The organism is Streptomyces sp. NPDC096105, from assembly GCF_044763335.1.
Taxonomy (GTDB): Bacteria; Actinomycetota; Actinomycetes; order Streptomycetales; family Streptomycetaceae; genus Streptomyces.
Map to the genome: position 1 here is coordinate 336,939 of NZ_JBIWGC010000001.1, position 16,626 is coordinate 353,564.

Genomic DNA, 16,626 nt, shown 5'->3' on the forward strand with positions numbered 1-16,626 from the left:
GGGCCGGGGGCGGGGGCGCCCTCGCCCCGCACGGAACCGGCCGCCCGCACGGAACCGGCCGCCCGCGCGAAGCGTTCTCCCGGCGTGCCCGGTACGGTCGGGCAGGCCCGCGCGTTCCCCCGTTCGCGCTCCTCGGCACCTCTCAGCACCTCTCAGCACCGGGAGTCCCATGACCACCGCCGCCGCCCGTCCCAGCGACCGGAGGGTCAGCCCCGTCTTCCTGGGCATCCTGGCCGTCTCGGCGGTCACCGGCTGGGCCACCTGGACCGGGTTCGCGGCCGAGCCGGGGCTCGCGGTGTTCCTGTTCGTGACGTCCGCGTGGATCGTCTCCCTGTGCCTGCACGAGTACGCGCACGCGCGCACCGCCCTGCACGGCGGGGACGTCTCGGTCGGCGCAAAGGGCTATCTCACGCTGAACCCGATGAAGTACACGCACGCCCTGCTGAGCATCGTGCTGCCCGTGCTCTTCGTGATCATGGGCGGCATCGGTCTGCCGGGCGGGGCGGTGTTCATCGAGCGCCACCGGATCCGGGGCCGCCTGCGGCACAGCCTGATCTCGGCGGCGGGCCCGCTGACCAACGTGCTGTTCGCGGTGGTGTGCACGGCGCCGTTCTGGCTGGGAGCCCTGGACGGCGTGCCGTCCGCCTTCCGGTTCGCGCTCGCCTTCCTGGCGCTGCTCCAGGTCACGGCCGCGGTCCTCAACTTCCTGCCGGTGCCGGGGCTGGACGGCTACGGCGTGGTCGAACCGTGGCTCTCCCCGGGCGTCCGCCGCCAGGTGGAGCCCTTCGCCCCCTTCGGCCTCCTCTTCGTCTTCGCCCTGCTGTGGGTGCCGACGGTGAACGGCGCCTTCTTCGACATGATCGACGCGGTGCTGGGCTTCCTGTGCATCGAGGAGATCGACACCTACTGCGGCTTCGGCCTGTTCCGCTTCTGGCAGGGCACGGACGGGTTCTGTCAGGTGTGAGGGGCGGGCCGCCCTTCCCCTGCCGGGGCGCACGGCGCGGGCCCGGACCGGCGCGGCGCCCCGGGCGAGCCCGGACCGGACGGCACGCGCCGCGCCACTCCGGTCGGCCCCGCCGGGTGCGGCCGGGCCGCAGGCGGTGGCGCGAGCCAGGTCCGACGGCGCGGCGCCCCGGGCGAGCCCGGACCGGACGGCACGCGCCGCGCCGCTCCGGTCGGCCCCGCCGGGTGCGGCCGGGCCGCAGGCGGTGGCGCGAGCCAGGTCCGACGGCGGGGCGCCGCGGGCGAGCGCGGGCCTGACGTCGGGCGGGCGCCCGAGCCGGGCAACGGGGGGTGCGGGTCGCCGCCGGCCCGGCGGCACGAGGTCGTGAGCCGCGCCGGGCGGTGCGGCTCCGCGGGCCGGCTGCGGGTCCGGCAGGCGCGCAGGCGCCCGAGCCGGGCAGCCGGGGGCGAGCCCGGACCGTCGGCGGCCGGCGCCGCTGCGCCCACCCGTGCCGCCCCGGAGTCCCTCCAGGCTCTCAAGGCGCTGGGGAGGCACGACTGCCCGCAGCGGATGGTGCGGGTCGCGGTCCGGTGGCGCTCGGCACACCGGCGGACGGCGTGCCGGGACGAGGCCGGGTGCGGGTCAGGGGCGGGCGCGGACCCCGGTGGGCCGGGCGGATCGGGCGGACCGGACGGCCTCGGGGCCGAGGAGAGCGTGAGCCGGGTGCGGAACGCCGGGTCCGGGCCGGGCCGAGGAGGGGCGGACCCCCGAGGGGGTCAGCGGGTGGCCGGGCCGCCGTCCTGGGGGGCGCGGCCCCGCTTCACGTAGTACCAGGTCATGTTGGACGACAGGCCCGCCAGGAGGACCCACACGATGCCGATGAACACGCCGCCCTCCACGAAGGAGACGACGGCCGCGGCGACGGCGAGGAGGCACACGACGAGGGTGCAGACGGCGAGGCGGGGCATGACGGGGGGCTCCTGTCGGGGGACACTGCTACCGCTCCAGTGTCCCCCATCGCCTCATACGTCCGTGACGCGGAGCCCGGCGTGCGCCTTGTAGCGGCGGTTGACCGAGATCAGGTTGGCGACCAGCGACTCCACCTGGTGGGCGTTGCGCAGCCGGCCGGCGAAGACGCCCCGCATGCCGGGGATCCGCCCGGCCAGCGCCTGGACGGTCTCCACGTCGGCGCGGACCTCGCCGAGGACCATGACGTCGGTGTCGATCGCCTCGATCTCCGGGTCCTGCAGCAGCACCGCCGACAGGTGGTGGAACGCGGCGGTGACGCGGGAGTCCGGCAGCAGCGCGGCGGCCTGCTGGGCCGCGCTGCCCTCCTCCGGCTTCAGCGCGTAGGCGCCCTGCTTGTCGAAGCCGAGCGGGTTGACGCAGTCCACGACGAGCTTGCCGGACAGTTCCTCGCGCAGGGACTCGAGGGTCTCGGCGTGCCCGTCCCACGGCACCGCGACGATGACGACGTCGCTGCGCCGGGCGGTCTCGGCGTTGTCGGCGCCCTCGATGCCGTGACCGAGCTCCTCGGCGGCGGCCTGCGCCCGCTCGGCGGCGCGGGAGCCGATGATCACCTTCTGTCCGGCCTTGGCGAGCCGGTAGGCGAGGCCCTTGCCCTGTGGCCCGGTGCCGCCGAGCACGCCGACGACGAGACCGGAGACGTCGGGCAGGTCCCAGGGGTCCTTGGCGGGGGCCTTCTTCGGGGGCTGCTGTGCACTGTCGGTAGAGGTCATGGCCCGACTCTACGTGCGGACGACCGCCGTGACCGGCCGGGCACAGGCCCGTCACGGCCGCCCCCGGGGTCCCCGGGTCGGGCGAACCGGATTCGAACACCGGGACGCGGGCGGGCCGTCGGGGGCAGGATGCGGCGGCATGGACGCCGTACGGGTCGCGCTGCTGAGGGAAGTGCTCGCCGGGACGGAGTGGCTGGGCGCGACCCGGCACTTCGCGGGGACGCTGCGCGGGTCGGTGGTGTCGCACGGCGGCGGACTGCTGCTGGTGGGCACCCCGGAGTACGAGCCGTGGCACCTGGCGGCGCACCTGGTGGACGAGGCGGCCTGGTCGGGCACCCCGGAGCTGGCCCCGACGCTGGTACGGCACGACGCGCGTCCCACGGACCCGGCGCACCTGGCCGTGGGCCTGGGGCGGCTGGAGGCGGCGCGGCGGGGCGAGACGCTGCTGGTGGTGGCGCCCGGCGAGCCGCCCGCGACGCTGCTGGAGCGGGTGTCGGACGCCCGCCGGGCCGGGGCGACGCTGCTGTCGCTGGGTCCGGAGGCGGGTGAGCTGCCGGCGCTGGCGCACGAGGTGCTGCCCGTCCCGGACGGCTCCGAGCTGGACCTGGACACGGTGCAGCACCTGGTGAGCGCGGCGGCCGGGGAGAACGCGCTGCCCGCCCGCCGGGGCCCGCGCCGCTTCCGGGACCGGCTGTCCCGGCTGGCCGACCTGCTCACCGCGCCGCCGCCGATCCGCTGGTAGCGCGCGGCGGCTCAGTCCTCGTCGCGGCCCTGGGGGGCGTCGTGCCACGCGGGGTCGTTCTCCCACTGGAGGTTGCGCTCGCGGGCGGTCTCCATCGCGTGCTCCGCCTCGGTGCGGCTCGCGTACGGGCCGAAGCGGTCCTTGGCCGGGCACTCGGGCCCTTCCTCGACCTTCCGGTGCTCCAGGCAGTAGTACCACTCGCCGGGTCTGCCGGCCGTGCGCTTCTTGAACAGGGGCATGACGGCTCCTCTCGCCACGGAAGATGGTCCCCCGTCGCCGCTGAATTAGACTCGCCGCATGTCTGGCCAGTCACTCCTCGTACCGGGGAAGCTCTCCCCCACCCGCCCCGTTCCCGGGAACATCCGCCGTCCCGAGTACGTCGGCAAGCCCGCGCCCGCCCCGTACACCGGGCCGGAGGTGCAGACGCCCGAGACGATCGAGGCGATGCGGCGCGCCGGCCGGATCGCGGCCCGCGCGATGGAGGAGGCGGCGAAGCTCATCGCGCCCGGCGTGACGACGGACGAGCTGGACAGGGTGGCGCACGAGTACCTGTGCGACCACGGCGCCTACCCGTCGACGCTCGGCTACCGCGGCTTCCCCAAGTCGCTGTGCACCAGCGTCAACGAGGTCATCTGCCACGGCATCCCGGACTCGACGGTGCTGCGCGACGGCGACATCGTCAACCTCGACGTGACCGCGTACATCGGCGGGGTGCACGGCGACAACAACGCCACGTACCTGGTCGGCGACGTGGACGAGGAGAGCCGGCTGCTGGTGGAGCGGACCCGCGAGGCGCTGAACCGCGCGATCAAGGCGGTGAAGCCGGGCCGCCAGATCAACATCATCGGCCGGGTGATCGAGTCGTACGCGAAGCGGTTCGGCTACGGGGTGGTCCGTGACTTCACCGGTCACGGCATCAACACGTCCTTCCACTCGGGCCTGATCATCCCGCACTACGACAGCCCGCACGCGACGACGGTCATGCAGCCGGGCATGACCTTCACCATCGAGCCCATGCTGACGCTGGGCACGCACGAGTACGACATGTGGGACGACGGCTGGACGGTCGTGACGAAGGACCGCAAGCGCACGGCCCAGTTCGAGCACACGCTGGTGGTCACGGACACCGGGGCGGACATCCTGACGCTGCCGTGACGTCCGGCGCGCCCCGCGCCACGCCTACGAGGGCCCGCCTCCTCCGGGAGCGCGGGCCCTTCCGTGTCCTCGGGGCCCTGGGGTCCTCGGGGCCCTGGGGTCCTCGGGGCCCTGGGGTCCTCGGATCCTGGGGTCCTCGGATCCTGGGGTCCTCGGCCCGTTTGCCCGGGGCGGAGGCGGGGGAGGTTCCCGACAAGCTGTCGGCAAGGCATTGACTTAGGTAAGCCTAACCAAGAAGATCGGCCCATGGACTCCTTCTCGACCCTCATCCGCACCGCCTCCCACGAGCAGCACGTGGAGGCGGAGACCTCGACCTTCATGACCGATCTGCTGGGCGGGCGACTGGGCGTGGACGCCTACGCGCGCTACACCGAGCAGCTGTGGTTCGTGTACGAGGCACTGGAGTCCGGCGCGCGGGACCTGGCGTCGGACCGGGTGGCGGGCCCGTTCATCCGCCCGGAGCTGTTCCGCCTCGCCGCCCTGGAGCGGGACCTGGAGCACCTGCGCGGCCCCGGGTGGCGCGCGGCCCTGACCGCCCTGCCCGCCACGCGGGCCTACGCGGACCGGGTCGCCGCGGTGGCCCGTGAGTGGCCGGCGGGATACATCGCGCACCACTACACCCGTTACCTGGGCGACCTGTCGGGCGGCCAGATCATCCGCGACAAGGCGGAGCGGACCTGGGGTTTCGCCAAGAAGGGCGACGGAGTCCGCTTCTACGTCTTCGAGGGGATCCCCAACCCGGCCGCGTTCAAGCGCGAGTACCGCGCACTGCTGGACGGGGTGCCGGTGGACGATCTGGAGAAACAGCGCGTCGTGGCCGAGTGCAAGCGGGCGTTCTCGCTGAACACGGACGTGTTCCGCGCGCTGGGCGAGGAGTTCCCGCTGTCGGCGTGACGCGAGCGGACCCCTCGCGCGACGCCGGTGACCGGGCGGCGCCCTTGGCGCCGCCCGGCAGTCGTGTCAGCGCTCCAGGCGGACCCGGCCGCCGACCTCCGTCCAGCCCTCCGGCTGCGGCGCCGTGAGGATCTGCGAGCCCGTGCCCTGCGTGATGTTCAGGGCGCGGCCCAGTCGGTCGGTGAGCAGCAGCGCGGCGGCGCCCGTCGCCTCGTCCTCGTCGACACCGTCGTCCCGGCCCGGGAACGCGCGGGCCCGGATCCGCCCGGCCGGCTCGTCCAGCCAGGCCCAGGCGTAGACCCACTCGCCCTTCGGGGGCACGGGCAGTTCGTCCACTTCGGCGGCGGTGGCGTACTGCCGCAGAGTGCGCGGCGGCGCCCATTCCGCCCGTGCCTCGATCCAGCAGAACTCCCCGTCCTGCCGGGCTCCCACGACCCCGGCGGGCGTGACGAGTTCGGGCACGTCGAGCAGCCAGGCGGCGCCGACGCAGGGGTGGCCCGCGAAGGGCAGGCGGGTGGTGGGGGTGTAGACGTCGATCACCCCGCGCTCGGGGTCGTCGACGAACACGGTCTCGCTGAAACCGAGTTCGGCAGCGAACTCCTGGCGCTCGTCCGGTCCGGGCAGGACCGAACCGTCCCGGACGACGCCCAGTTCGTTGCCGTATCCGCCGCGTGGGCCGCAGAAGACACGCAGCACGTCGTAAGCAGTCACGGGGGCATTCAAGCACCGTCCGCGGACCCCGGCCGCCCGCGGTCCGGGCGCCCCGCCCGTCTCGGGGTCACGGCCCTGGGAAGTCCCTTACGAGACGGGCCGGTTGATAGGGGACGCCTCAGGGACGGTCCTCGTCACCGCGCACGATTCCGCCGTCGTCCATGATCACCAGGATGGTCCCGTCCGCAGCACGCACCGCCGCGATCGGAGACCCTCCATGACCTCAGGCACCACCGCCCGCGCCCGCGCCACGGCCGTGTCCGCCTTACTGGCCTCGTCCCTGCTGCTCGTCCCCCTCGCCGGGACGGCCGCCGCCCACCACGCTCCCGCCTCCCCCGCCGCCTCCGCGCCCCGGACCGGCGGGTTCGACGCGACCGCGCTGGAACGGGCGCTCGCCGAGGTCCCCGACGGGGACGTCTCCGCGGCCCTGATCCGGGTCGGCGGCCAGGGCAGCTGGGCGGGCAGCGCGGGTGTCCGGAACCTGCGCACGGGGGCGCCCGCGCTGCCGCACGCCCGCTTCCGGGCCGGCTCCACGACCAAGGTGGTGACCGCGGCGGTCGTGCTCCGGCTCGTCGCGGAGAAGCGCGTCGACCTGGACGCCCCCGTCACCCGCTACCTGCCCGGACTGCTCCCGCCGTCCTTCACCGAGCCCCCGACCGTCCGTCACCTGCTCACCTACACCAGCGGGCTGCGTCCCGGCGCGAGCCTCGGGTCGACGACCGAGGAGATGTACTCCCGCCGGTTCGAGACGCTCACCCCGCAGGAGGTGGTGGCCGCGTCCGTCGCCCAGGGACCGGCGCACGCTCCCGGCGAGCGGCAGGAGTACGGGAACATCCACTACACCGTGCTCGGCCTGCTCATCGAGAAGGTGACCGGCGACAGCTACGCACACCAGGCGGCCGTACGGGTCCTCCGCCCCCTGGGCATGCGGCACACCGGCTTCCCCGGCGGCCCCGACCCCCGTGTCCACGGGCCGCACCACCGCGCGTACGCCGACATCGGCGGCCGGACCACCGACGTCACCGAGTGGAACATGTCCGACCGCTGGGCGGCCGGGGACATGATCTCCACCACCGCCGACCTGGAGCGCCTGCTGTTCGGCCTGTTCGGCGGCGAACTCCTGCCCCGGCCGCTGCTGGACCAGATGCTCACCGTGCCGGACGCCGACGGCGCCACCTACGGGATGGCGCTCGAGCGGTTCGTGATCGACGGGCGGGAGGTCTGGGGCAAGACCGGCTCCCGGCCCGGCTGCCACACGGTGCTGGGGGCCACCCGGGACCTGTCCCGCACGGTCGTCTCCTCGGTCAACGCCAAGAGCGCCCGCGAGGACGGCTTCCCGCTCGTCCAGCGCTTCGCCCTGCCGGCCTTCGAGAGCTAGGCGGAGCACGCGGACGGGGCGCCCCGGAGGAGGGTTGCCCCGTCCGCTGCGTGGCGACGCGTTCCCGTGGGGACGCGCTCCCGAGGGACGTCCGGCGTCCCCGCGGCTCACTCGGCCACCGCGCGCCTCCGGCGGAGGGGGGAGGCCGCGGAGTGGTCCGCGCCCGAACTCGCCCTGCGGCGGGCCGTCCTGCCCCAGTCGGCCACGCTGTCCTTCCCGTTCACGGTCGAGGACGTGGTGCGCATGGGCCGGGCGCCCTGGATCGGCGCGCGTCCCGGGGAGGACGGGGCGGCGGTCGCCGAGGCGATGGCCGCGGCCGAGGTGACGGCGTTCGCCGCGCGCCCGTCCTCCGCGCTGAGCGGCGGCGAACGCGCCCGGGTGGCGCTCGCCCGGGTGCTGGCCCAGCGGGCGCCGCTGCTGATGCTCGACGAGCCGACGGCCGCGCTCGACCTGCGCCACCAGGAACTGGTGCTGCGGCTGTGCCGGGAGCGGGCACGGGCCGGTGACGCGGTGGTCGTGGTCCTCCACGACCTCGGCCTCGCCGCGGCCCGCGCCCACCGCGTGGCGGTCCTGCGGGCCGGCCGCGTCGCGGCGGACGGCCCCCGGAGGAGGTCTTCACGGAGGACCTGCTCACGGAGGTCTACGACCAGCCGGTCGAGGTCCTGCCCCACCCGCGCACGGGCGCGGTCCTGGTGCTTCCCGTACGGGAGGAGTGAGAACGGGCGCTCCGGCAGCCGGCTCCCCCCGGCGCGGGGGCAGGCGCTCCGGGGAAGGCCGACACCGCCGCACGGAGGGCTGCTTGCCCCCCTCGGCGACCGCCGCCAGGGCGTCACGGCCGCCCTCGGCCGGAGGGAACCGGACGCGCCGCCGGGTTCAGGTCACGGTGTGGCCGCTGTGACCGGTCCCGGCGTCCGGCTCCGGGGGTGTCCCGGTAGGGTTCGCCTCCGGGAAGGGGAAGGTGAAGGAACCGGATGAGCAGGGATCTCGGTCTTCGTAGGCTCCACGCACTCCGCGGGCCCCGCGGGCCTCGCCGCACCGCGCTGATCGCGGCCTCCGTGACCGCGCTGTCGGTGACGGCGAGCGGCTGTGTCGTGGTGCACGGCGAGCGCGAGGTGCTCCCGGCCGCCACCCGCGCCGAAGCGGCCGAGGCGCTCAAGGAGTTCACGGCCGCGTACAACGAGGCCGACAAGGCGTACGACTCCTCCCTGGACGCCGACCACGTCACCGGCGCGCTCGCCGACATCGACGGGGCGCGGCTCGAGGCGGGCAAGGTCAACCATCCCGACGGCAACCCGCGTCACGTGCCGCTGGAGCTGACCGACGCGAAGTTCACCATCCCCGCCAAGGCCGGCTGGCCGCGCTGGTTCCTCGCGGACGCGGCCGCCAACAAGGGCGGTGACATCCGCTGGCTGCTGGTGTTCACCCGCGACGCGCTGGACGATCCCTGGGAGGTGGCGTTCCTGACGCTGGTCCCCCCGGAGGACATGCCGGAGTTCAAGACGGACAAGGACGGCTGGGCCGAGGCCGTCCCCGCGAACTCCACCGGTCTCGCGGTCGCGCCGGGCGAGTTGAGCCAGAAGTACGCCACGTACCTGAAGGACGGCGGGGACGGTTTCGCGGACGGCCCGCACACCAGCGGGTGGCGGGACACCCGGCGGAAGCAGTCGGTGCGGCCGGGGCTGGCCACGCAGTACATCGACGAGCCGCTGGTGAACGGCGACTACGCGCCGCTGGCGCTGCGCACGGCGGACGGCGGGGCGCTGGTGTTCTTCACGACGCGGCACTTCGAGAAGCAGACGGCGGCGGCCGGGGCGACGGTGCCGACGCCGAACAAGGACGTGCTGGCGCTGACCACCGGGGAGATACGGCAGTCGCTGACGATGGAGTTCGTCTCCAACGAGGTGGCGCTGGACCCGGCGGACGGTCCGGTGGAGGTGCTGGGGCGGATCCAGGGGCTGACGTCCGCGAAGGGCGAGTAGCGGCGGCGGACGGCGCGAGGGGACCGGCGTGACGGTCAGTGGCGCAGGGGCCAGGCGGCTTCGGTGGGGTCGGGCTGGTCGCCGGCGTACCGGGCGCAGGCGTCCGTGAGGTACTCCAGCAGGCTCAGCGGGTCGGGCAGCGGGTGCTCGGGGCCGCGCTCCCAGTGGACCGACGGGTCGTCGTCGCCGAGGAGGCGGGACGGCGGGACGAGGACGTAGGAGCCCCGGCAGTGCCAGCGCAGCCCGGGATGCTCGTCCATGGTCTCCGGATGGCAGTCCAGCTCGCAGGGCCACCACTCGTCCTCGTCCTCGGGGGTGCCCCGGGTGAGGGTGAAGAACAGCATGCGGCCGTCGTCGCTCTCGGCGACCGGGCCGACCTCGACGCCGGCCTCCAGCAGGCGGTCCAGCGCCTCACGGCCCGCGTCGAGGGGGACGTCGAGGACGTCGTGCACCATGCCGGTCGCGGTGATGAAGTTGGCCTGCGGCTGGTGGCGGGCCCAGCGCTCGATCTGGGCGCGGTCGGTGGTCGACTGGGTCTGCCAGGCGAAGGACACCGGGTGCCGGGCGGGGGTGGGACAGCCCACGCGGTCGCAGGAACAGCGGTAGCCGGCGGGGTGCGCGGCGGGCGCGAGCGGCAGTCCCGCTTCGGCGGCGGCGAGCAGCAGGGCCTCACGGCCGCCGTCACCGGCGGCCTCCTTCGGGCGGCGTCCTCGCAGCCACTGGGAGAGTTTGCCCTGCCGGCCGCTCCGGCCGCCGAACTCCGCGCTCATCTATCCCCTCGCCTCGCCGTCGTGCGCTCCAGCATGCCCTATGGTCCCACGATCGTGCGCATCGGGGGTCCGGAGCCCACAATCGGCGCAGGTGGGACGAGGGTGACGCGACAGGGCGCAAGCTGACCGGTGGGGCGAACGGGACATGTGCGCGCCAGGGCGGACCGGACACCCGGACGGCCGGACGGGGCGCGGCGGACCGGGTGTCGGTGCGCGGTCCGCCCCGACGGGCCCGCCTACCGTGGGCGGCATGGTCTCGTGGATCGCGTCGACGGCGCCGGCCGCCCTGCTGTCCGTGGTGTCCCTGGCCGCGCTGCCGTTCACGGGGCACGGCGGCTCTCCCCCGCTGGAGTGGGGCGGCGGCCCGCTGACGGTGGACTCGCTGCCCCGGGTGACGTACGTCGCCCACCGCGGCGGGGCGCGGGAGGTGCCGGAGAACAGCATGACGGGGCTGATGGCGGCGTACCGGCGCGGCACGGCGCAGGTGCTGGACTTCGACACCCGGGTGCTGCGGGACGGCACCCCGGTGGTCTTCCATGACGCGACCCTGAACCGTACGACCTTCCTGGGCGGGGAGGTGCGGAAGCTGGACGCGCGGGAGTGGAAGGGGGTGCGGCTGCGTCCGCGCGACAGCCTGCCGGGGAGCTGGCGCTCGGAGCGGCCGCCGACGGTCGAGGAGGTGCTGGACCGGCTGGGCGGGCGGATCCTGCTGATGCTGGAGCTGAAGGATCCGCGCGGGCTGGACCGGGTGGCCGGGATGATCCGGGCGCGGGGGCTGACCCGGTCGGTGTTCGTCAACACCAACGACCCGGCGGTCGCGCGGCGGGTGCACCGGCGGGGCCTGCTGACCCAGCTGTGGCGCTCGGCCGGCCAGATGCGCACCGACCGGCCGGAGCGGTGGCGGTCCTTCGTCGACCTGCTGGACGTCGACATCCACGCCCGGGACGCGGACCTGAAGCGCGCGGTGCGCTCGGGGATCGGGCGGGTGTGGGCGCACACCGTCATCACCCCGGCGCAGCGCGACCGCGCCCTGGCGCTCGGCTGCGACGGGGTCCTCACGGACGCGCCGGGGCGGCTGGCGCGGTACCGGGCACGGGTGCCGGGGCCGGTCAGCGCGGTGACGGGGCGCTGAGCGGCGGGCCGGGCGGGACCCGGGTCAGCGGGGTGCGAGGCCGTGGAGGGCGTAGTCGACGAGGGTGTCGGTGTACGCGTGGTCGATGGGGCCGGTGCACTGCAGCCAGCGCTGGGCGAGCGGGGAGACGAAGAGCTCCAGGGCGATGCGCGGGTCGATGTCGGGGCGGACGTCCCCGGCCTCCTGCGCGGCGCGCAGCCGGTCGACGTAGAGCTGGAGCTGGGGTCCGAGGAGCCGGGCGACGAAGCGCCGGCCGAGCTCCTCGTTGACGACGCCCTCGGCGGCCAGGGCACGGGAGGGCGCCTCGAAGGCGGGGTCGCGCAGCTCGTCGACGGTGGCGCGCAGGACGTTCTTGAGGTCGGCGGCGAGGTCCCCGGTGTCCGGGATGCTGTAGGGGACCTGCCCGGCGGCCTCGGCGGCCTGTTCGCTCAGCTCCAGGAACGCCTCGAGCAGCACGTCCGCCTTCGACGACCACCAGCGGTAGATCGTCTGCTTGCCGACGCCGGCGCGGGAGGCGATCCCCTCGATGGTGGTCTTCGGATACCCCACCTCGGCGACGAGGGCGAGGGCGGCGTCGTAGATGGCACGACGGGACCGCTCGCTGCGGCGCGAGGTGTCGGGGGCGGGCGGCTGTTTCTGGACCATGGCGTGAATTTATCAGGTTGACAAGACGCCACGTCTCGCCGGACAGTGGAGCGGACGACAGGCGAGACGAACCGTCTCGTATCCTATCCACTCGTGTCCTCTCCATCGGAAGGAGCCCCTCATGCCCCGAGGCGGAAACATGCTGGGTGTCGGCGGCGCCCGGCGGCACCTGGGCCGCGAGGCCCTGCGCGGCGGCGGCCACGGCGGCCGCATCGGCGGCGGCACGGACCCCCAGGCCCAGAAACGCGAACTGCTGCGCAAACTCCAAGAACGGCGCAACGCCCGCCAGGAGGGCGACGAGGGGGAGGAGAACGGTCAGCCGGTCCAGCGGTAGACGACCGGCCCTGGCGGCGGGCGCCGCGGGCGCGGTCGGCCGGATCGCCGAGGATCACCGGCGGCCTCCGGGTCCTCCGGGTGGCGGTCTCACCGCCGTCGGCCGTCGAAGGCTCCGGAGGAGAGCCGCTCGTACGCGCGTCGCGGACCGGCCCGCGGCACCGCGACGGTGAGGGACACCCCGGCATCACGCCGGCCGGCAAACGACCGTGACCGCTAGTCCCGCTCGGGCGCCGGCGGCCAGGGGTCGCCCCAGTCCGTGTCGCGGGCCGCCCGGTAGAGGGCGCCGTGGCGTCTGGTGATCGTGGTGCGGTGGAGGGCCGGGTCCGTCTCGCAGAGGTCGAGGAGGACCTGGCCCTTGCGGATCTGGGGCTTGCGGACGACGCGGGCGGGGGCCGGGGCGGCCGGGTGCCGGGTCGCGGCGACGTAGCTGAACTTCTCGTCCTCGTAGGCGAGGGTACCGCCCTTGACCTGGCGGTGCAGCGAGGAGCGGCTGACCCGCGCCGAGAAGTGGCACCAGTCCGTGCCGGGCGCGATGGGGCAGGCCGCGCTGTGCGGGCACGGGGCGGCCACGTGGAAGCCCGCGGCGATCAGCCGGTCGCGGGCCTCGATCGTGCGGGCGTACCCGTCGGGGGTGCCGGGCTCCACGATCACCACGGCCCGCGCGGCGCCGGCGGCCGCGTCGACGAGGGCCGCGCGGTCGGGGGCGGTGAGTTCGTTGAGCACGTAGGAGACGGTGACGAGGTCCGTCGGCTCGAGGGCGAGCGCCGGTCCGATCCGGGCGCGTTCCCAGCGGGCGGCGCGCAGGGCCGGGTGCCCGGCGGCCAGTTCGCGGCCGAGGTCGAGCGCGGGTCCGGCCCAGTCCAGCACGGTCACCGGACGCTCCCCGTCCCAGGTAGCACTCACCGCCCACGCCGCCGCGCCGGTGCCGCCGCCCACGTCGACGTGGTTCCCGGGCGCCCACCCGGGCACGGCGCCGGCGAAGGCGCGGAGCGCCGCGTGGACCGCCTCGAAGGTGGCGGGCATGCGGTACGCGGCGTACGCGGCCACGTCGGCGCGGTCGCGCAGGATGGGGGCGTCGGTGGGGGTGGCGCCCCGGTAGTGGGCGATCAGCCGCTCGACGGCCTGAGCGGCCTGCCGCGCCGGAACCCCGTCGAGCAGCCCCCCGAGGGCGGCACGCAGGGAGTCGGCGGTGGGGAGGGGGGCGGGGGCGTTCACCCGGTGATTCTACTGACCCCCAGGGGGCCTCGTTTCCGCATGTGGGCCGGGGCGTGCCGACGGACCGGCACGCCTGGCGGCGATGGGGCCGGCGGGCCGCGGCTCCGCCGGGGTCAGGCCGGCGACGGGACCGGGACGCCGGACGGCCCGTTGCCGGGGGCCGGGAATCCGTGGGCGCCGCGGGCGCGGTGTCACGGGATCACGGGATCCGAGGCCCCGTGGGTACGGACGTCCGGGCGGCCCGGGCCTTCTGCCGGGGACGCCCCGTCCCGGAAGCGCCGTCAGCGCCCGGTCAGGGCCTGCGCGGCAGGACTCCGGTGGGGGCGGCGGCCGTCACGGGGCAGCCGCGAAGCCGCGGCGCTCCCGACCCGCGGGACGCCAGGACGGGCGGCGCGACGCCGTTGCCGGGGGCTGCCCCCGAGGGCGGGCCCCCTCACCTCCCCCGCACCGCCCGCGCCACCCGGGTCGCCGCGTCCGCGCGGGGCGTGCTGTCGGGCGGGGTGGGGCGGCGGGGGTGGACCGTGTTGGCGAGGAGGACGACGAAGGTGTCCGTGGCGCGGTCGAGGACCAGGGACGTGCCGGTGAAGCCGGAGTGGCCGGCGGCGCCGCGGCCCGCGAGGGCGCCCATGAAGGAGGGCTGGTCCACGGCGAAGCCGAGGCCCGGGGGCCGCAGCATGAGGTCCACGTGGTCCGGGCCGAGGATGCGGGCGGGTCCGTACGCCCCGCCCGCCAGCAGGGTGCGGCAGAGGACCGCGAGGTCGCCCGCCGTGGCGAAGAGGCCCGCGTGGCCGGCGACCCCGCCCAGCGCCCAGGCGTTCTCGTCGTGCACCTCGCCCCGCAGCATCCCCCGGTCCGCCTTGCCCCACGGCCGCCGTTGGTCCTCGGTCGCGGCGGCCGACGGGCACGGCCCGAACCCGGTCGCGTCCATGCCGAGGGGCCGGGTGATGCCGTCGCGCACCAGGACGTCGAGGGGGCGGCCGGTGAGGCGTTCCAGGACGTGCTGGAGCAGCAGCATGTTCAGGTCGGAGTAGCAGTACGTGCCGGGCACGCCGACCGGCCGTTCCGCGCGCAGCCGCGCCAGCCGTTCGGCGTCGTCGGCGCAGTCGTACAGCGGCAGTTCGGGGCGCAGTCCGGAGGTGTGGGTGAGCAGCTGGCGCACGGTGATGCCGTGCCGTACGGCCGCCGTGAAGTCCGGCAGGTAGGCGCCGACGCGCGCGTCGAGGCCCAGCGTGCCCCGCTCGATCTGCTGCACGGCGGCCACCGCCGTGAACAGCTTGGTGACGGAGGCCAGGTCGAACGGGGTGTCCACGGTCATCGGCACCCGCTGCTCCGGCGGCAGCTCGACGGGCGCGTCCGCCGTCCCGTCGTAGCCGGCGTAGCGCACCGCCCAGCCCACCGCCTCTTCCACGGCGATCACCGGGCCGCGTCCGACGGCCACCACCGCGCCCGCCGCCCAGGGCCGTCCGCCCTCGGTGCGGGCGCGGACCTCCTGGACCAGACGCCGCAGCTCCCCGGCGTCCAGCCCGGCCCGTTCCGGGGCGCCCCGGCGCAGTCTCGGGGTGCTCAGACGCCCCCGCCCTTCCTGTCCGTCCCGCTCCTCCACGGGCGGCACATTCCCAGGAAGCAGGCCGTCGCCACCAGGGCGGAGGCCAGCTGGACGACGGCCATCGGGACGGCGGTGTCCTCGCCGGCGATGCCGACCAGCGGGGTGACGACCGCGGCGACCAGGAAGGACGTGGTCCCGAGCAGGGCGGACGCGGAGCCCGCGGAGTGCTTGGTGCGCAGCAGGGCGAGGGTCTGGGTGTTGGGCAGGGTGACGCCCATCGCGGACATCAGCACGAACAGCGCGACGGCCACGGGCACCAGCCCCGTCTCGCCGAACACGCCGAGGGACAGCAGCAGCAGTACCGTCGCCGCGGCCACCACGACGGCGAGCCCGACGCCGAGCACCTTGTCCAGCCGGACCCGTCCGACCAGCACCTTGCCGTTGATCTGGCCCACCACCATCAGCCCGACGGAGTTCAGCCCGAACAGCAGGCTGAAGGTCTGCGGGGAGGCGCCGTAGATCTCCTGGACGACGAACGGGGACGCCGAGACGTAGGCGAACAGCGAGGCGAAGGCGAAGCCGCCGGCCAGCGTGTAACCGGTGAAGACCCGGTCGGCGAGCAGCCGGCGCATCGAGCCGAGGGTCTCGCCCACTCCCCCGTCGTGCCGGTCGGCCGGCGCCAGCGTCTCCGGCAGCTTCGCCCACACCACGGCGGCCAGCAGCACCCCGATGGCGGTCAGGACGACGAACACGCCCCGCCAGTCGGTCACCCGCAGGATCTGCCCGCCGACCAGCGGCGCCATGATCGGCGCGATCCCGGAGATCAGCATGAGGGTGGAGAAGAAGCGGGCCATGGCCACGCCGTCGTACAGGTCGCGGGCGACCGCGCGGGCGATGACGATGGCGGCCGCGCCCGCGAGTCCCTGGACCAGCCGGAAGGCGACGAGGAGTTCGACGGTGGGGGCGAGGGCGCACAGCGCGGTGGCGACGACGTACACCGCGAGGCCGGCCAGCAGCGGCCGGCGGCGGCCCCAGCGGTCGCTCATCGGCCCGACGACCAGCTGCCCGAACGCCATGCCGGCCAGGCAGGCGGTGAGGGTGAGCTGGACGGTGGCGGCGGGCGCGTGCAGGGACCGGGTGACCTCCGGGAGGGCCGGCAGGTACATGTCCATCGCCAGCGGCGGGGTGGCCGTGAGCCCGCCGAGGAGCAGCGTGACCAGCAGACTCGCACGCCGGCCGGGGACCGCGCTCCGGGCCGCCGGGACCGCGCCCTTCACCGCCCCTGCCGCGCCGCCCGCCGCCGGGTCCGGCGGCCCGCCCCTGCCCGTGTCCGCAGTCCCCTCCGGTGCCCCGCCGCCGGCCGGACCGGCCGACGGCTTCGATATGGACGCCCCGCCCTCGGGCATGTGCCCCTCCCTTTTTCTGTCTTCGGCTCCCTATG

The 16,626-nt window shown here is 75.2% G+C and carries 17 protein-coding genes and 2 pseudogenes; 10 read left to right on the forward strand and 9 right to left on the reverse strand.

Going from position 1 to position 16,626, the window contains the following annotated elements; all coding sequences use genetic code 11:
• The first annotated feature begins 169 nt into the window (after positions 1 to 169).
• Positions 170 to 964 (forward strand): site-2 protease family protein, encoded by a 795-nt coding sequence (locus tag ACIQ8B_RS01495; protein WP_403544423.1) that lies wholly within the window; start codon positions 170 to 172, stop codon positions 962 to 964.
• Positions 965 to 1,719: 755 nt separating this feature from the next.
• On the opposite strand, the gene ACIQ8B_RS01500 is transcribed toward ACIQ8B_RS01495, so the two are convergent.
• Positions 1,720 to 1,911 (reverse strand): hypothetical protein, encoded by a 192-nt coding sequence (locus ACIQ8B_RS01500; protein ID WP_403544425.1) that lies wholly within the window; start codon positions 1,909 to 1,911, stop codon positions 1,720 to 1,722.
• A gap of 54 nt (positions 1,912 to 1,965) precedes the next feature.
• Positions 1,966 to 2,682, reverse strand: coding sequence for an NADPH-dependent F420 reductase (npdG, locus tag ACIQ8B_RS01505; RefSeq protein WP_403544427.1), 717 nt, complete (start codon positions 2,680 to 2,682; stop codon positions 1,966 to 1,968).
• Positions 2,683 to 2,821: 139 nt separating this feature from the next.
• On the opposite strand from npdG, the gene ACIQ8B_RS01510 reads away from it, so the two are divergent.
• Positions 2,822 to 3,424, forward strand: a complete 603-nt coding sequence (locus tag ACIQ8B_RS01510) for a hypothetical protein (RefSeq protein WP_106414500.1) — start codon at positions 2,822 to 2,824, stop codon at positions 3,422 to 3,424.
• Between the two features lie 11 nt (positions 3,425 to 3,435).
• Here the strand turns inward: ACIQ8B_RS01510 and ACIQ8B_RS01515 are convergent, their stop codons facing one another.
• On the reverse strand, positions 3,436 to 3,663 hold the full coding sequence (locus ACIQ8B_RS01515) for a hypothetical protein (RefSeq protein WP_106414499.1): 228 nt from the start codon (positions 3,661 to 3,663) through the stop codon (positions 3,436 to 3,438).
• 58 nt (positions 3,664 to 3,721) lie between these two features.
• Here ACIQ8B_RS01515 and map point away from each other — a divergent pair, with 58 nt between their 5' ends.
• Both map and ACIQ8B_RS01525 read left to right on the forward strand, forming a co-directional pair.
• Positions 3,722 to 4,579 (forward strand): type I methionyl aminopeptidase, encoded by an 858-nt coding sequence (map, locus tag ACIQ8B_RS01520; RefSeq protein WP_106414498.1) that lies wholly within the window; start codon positions 3,722 to 3,724, stop codon positions 4,577 to 4,579.
• A 246-nt stretch (positions 4,580 to 4,825) separates the two neighbouring features.
• The gene (locus tag ACIQ8B_RS01525; protein ID WP_290009852.1) at positions 4,826 to 5,473 is read left to right on the forward strand and encodes a heme oxygenase (biliverdin-producing); all 648 of its coding nucleotides are present in this window, start codon (positions 4,826 to 4,828) and stop codon (positions 5,471 to 5,473) included.
• Between the two features lie 66 nt (positions 5,474 to 5,539).
• Here ACIQ8B_RS01525 and ACIQ8B_RS01530 read toward each other — a convergent pair whose 3' ends face one another.
• A complete protein-coding gene (locus ACIQ8B_RS01530; RefSeq protein ID WP_106414495.1) occupies positions 5,540 to 6,184 on the reverse strand; it encodes a PhzF family phenazine biosynthesis protein in 645 nt (214 codons plus the stop codon).
• Positions 6,185 to 6,401: 217 nt separating this feature from the next.
• Between ACIQ8B_RS01530 and ACIQ8B_RS01535 the strand changes: the two genes are divergently transcribed.
• From ACIQ8B_RS01535 to ACIQ8B_RS01550, 4 genes and pseudogenes are all read left to right on the forward strand, one after another.
• Positions 6,402 to 7,562, forward strand: coding sequence for a serine hydrolase domain-containing protein (locus ACIQ8B_RS01535; protein ID WP_403544431.1), 1,161 nt, complete (start codon positions 6,402 to 6,404; stop codon positions 7,560 to 7,562).
• 150 nt (positions 7,563 to 7,712) lie between these two features.
• Positions 7,713 to 8,278, forward strand: a pseudogene (locus ACIQ8B_RS01540) (ATP-binding cassette domain-containing protein); the annotation flags it as partial.
• A gap of 155 nt (positions 8,279 to 8,433) precedes the next feature.
• Positions 8,434 to 8,559: pseudogene (locus ACIQ8B_RS01545) on the forward strand (iron transporter); the annotation flags it as partial.
• Positions 8,534 to 9,541, forward strand: a complete 1,008-nt coding sequence (locus ACIQ8B_RS01550) for a hypothetical protein (protein ID WP_403544433.1) — start codon at positions 8,534 to 8,536, stop codon at positions 9,539 to 9,541. The pseudogene ACIQ8B_RS01545 and the gene ACIQ8B_RS01550, both read left to right, overlap by 26 nt.
• A gap of 35 nt (positions 9,542 to 9,576) precedes the next feature.
• Here ACIQ8B_RS01550 and ACIQ8B_RS01555 read toward each other — a convergent pair whose 3' ends face one another.
• Positions 9,577 to 10,311 carry a bifunctional DNA primase/polymerase gene (locus ACIQ8B_RS01555; protein WP_290009843.1) on the reverse strand — a complete coding sequence of 245 codons (735 nt, stop codon included), beginning with the start codon at positions 10,309 to 10,311 and terminating at the stop codon, positions 9,577 to 9,579.
• Positions 10,312 to 10,561: 250 nt separating this feature from the next.
• Between ACIQ8B_RS01555 and ACIQ8B_RS01560 the strand changes: the two genes are divergently transcribed.
• Positions 10,562 to 11,443, forward strand: coding sequence for a glycerophosphodiester phosphodiesterase (locus ACIQ8B_RS01560; RefSeq protein ID WP_403544436.1), 882 nt, complete (start codon positions 10,562 to 10,564; stop codon positions 11,441 to 11,443).
• 24 nt (positions 11,444 to 11,467) lie between these two features.
• Here ACIQ8B_RS01560 and ACIQ8B_RS01565 read toward each other — a convergent pair whose 3' ends face one another.
• Positions 11,468 to 12,088 (reverse strand): TetR/AcrR family transcriptional regulator, encoded by a 621-nt coding sequence (locus ACIQ8B_RS01565; protein ID WP_403544438.1) that lies wholly within the window; start codon positions 12,086 to 12,088, stop codon positions 11,468 to 11,470.
• Between the two features lie 121 nt (positions 12,089 to 12,209).
• Between ACIQ8B_RS01565 and ACIQ8B_RS01570 the strand changes: the two genes are divergently transcribed.
• Positions 12,210 to 12,422: a DUF6243 family protein gene (locus ACIQ8B_RS01570; RefSeq protein ID WP_290009837.1), complete on the forward strand. Its 213-nt coding sequence runs from the start codon at positions 12,210 to 12,212 to the stop codon at positions 12,420 to 12,422.
• 215 nt (positions 12,423 to 12,637) lie between these two features.
• Here the strand turns inward: ACIQ8B_RS01570 and ACIQ8B_RS01575 are convergent, their stop codons facing one another.
• The 3 genes from ACIQ8B_RS01575 to ACIQ8B_RS01585 all read right to left on the reverse strand — a co-directional run bounded on the left by ACIQ8B_RS01575 (position 12,638) and on the right by ACIQ8B_RS01585 (position 16,591).
• Positions 12,638 to 13,639, reverse strand: coding sequence for a small ribosomal subunit Rsm22 family protein (locus ACIQ8B_RS01575; RefSeq protein ID WP_403544440.1), 1,002 nt, complete (start codon positions 13,637 to 13,639; stop codon positions 12,638 to 12,640).
• 433 nt (positions 13,640 to 14,072) lie between these two features.
• A complete protein-coding gene (locus tag ACIQ8B_RS01580) occupies positions 14,073 to 15,242 on the reverse strand; it encodes a serine hydrolase domain-containing protein (protein WP_403544442.1) in 1,170 nt (389 codons plus the stop codon).
• The gene (locus ACIQ8B_RS01585) at positions 15,203 to 16,591 is read right to left on the reverse strand and encodes a multidrug effflux MFS transporter (RefSeq protein WP_403544444.1); all 1,389 of its coding nucleotides are present in this window, start codon (positions 16,589 to 16,591) and stop codon (positions 15,203 to 15,205) included. The genes ACIQ8B_RS01580 and ACIQ8B_RS01585 overlap by 40 nt, the downstream gene beginning before the upstream one ends.
• Positions 16,592 to 16,626 lie beyond the last annotated feature (35 nt).

Bases quoted from the DNA above. Each gene is read 5' to 3' on its own strand.
- ACIQ8B_RS01495 (WP_403544423.1), top strand. From the start codon at position 170: ATGACCACCGCCGCCGCCCGTCCCAGCGACCGGAGGGTCAGCCCCGTC.
- ACIQ8B_RS01500 (WP_403544425.1), bottom strand. From the start codon at position 1,911: ATGCCCCGCCTCGCCGTCTGCACCCTCGTCGTGTGCCTCCTCGCCGTC.
- npdG (WP_403544427.1), bottom strand. From the start codon at position 2,682: ATGACCTCTACCGACAGTGCACAGCAGCCCCCGAAGAAGGCCCCCGCC.
- ACIQ8B_RS01510 (WP_106414500.1), top strand. From the start codon at position 2,822: ATGGACGCCGTACGGGTCGCGCTGCTGAGGGAAGTGCTCGCCGGGACG.
- ACIQ8B_RS01515 (WP_106414499.1), bottom strand. From the start codon at position 3,663: ATGCCCCTGTTCAAGAAGCGCACGGCCGGCAGACCCGGCGAGTGGTAC.
- map (WP_106414498.1), top strand. From the start codon at position 3,722: ATGTCTGGCCAGTCACTCCTCGTACCGGGGAAGCTCTCCCCCACCCGC.
- ACIQ8B_RS01525 (WP_290009852.1), top strand. From the start codon at position 4,826: ATGGACTCCTTCTCGACCCTCATCCGCACCGCCTCCCACGAGCAGCAC.
- ACIQ8B_RS01535 (WP_403544431.1), top strand. From the start codon at position 6,402: ATGACCTCAGGCACCACCGCCCGCGCCCGCGCCACGGCCGTGTCCGCC.
- ACIQ8B_RS01550 (WP_403544433.1), top strand. From the start codon at position 8,534: ATGAGCAGGGATCTCGGTCTTCGTAGGCTCCACGCACTCCGCGGGCCC.
- ACIQ8B_RS01555 (WP_290009843.1), bottom strand. From the start codon at position 10,311: ATGAGCGCGGAGTTCGGCGGCCGGAGCGGCCGGCAGGGCAAACTCTCC.
- ACIQ8B_RS01560 (WP_403544436.1), top strand. From the start codon at position 10,562: ATGGTCTCGTGGATCGCGTCGACGGCGCCGGCCGCCCTGCTGTCCGTG.
- ACIQ8B_RS01565 (WP_403544438.1), bottom strand. From the start codon at position 12,088: ATGGTCCAGAAACAGCCGCCCGCCCCCGACACCTCGCGCCGCAGCGAG.
- ACIQ8B_RS01570 (WP_290009837.1), top strand. From the start codon at position 12,210: ATGCCCCGAGGCGGAAACATGCTGGGTGTCGGCGGCGCCCGGCGGCAC.
- ACIQ8B_RS01585 (WP_403544444.1), bottom strand. From the start codon at position 16,591: ATGCCCGAGGGCGGGGCGTCCATATCGAAGCCGTCGGCCGGTCCGGCC.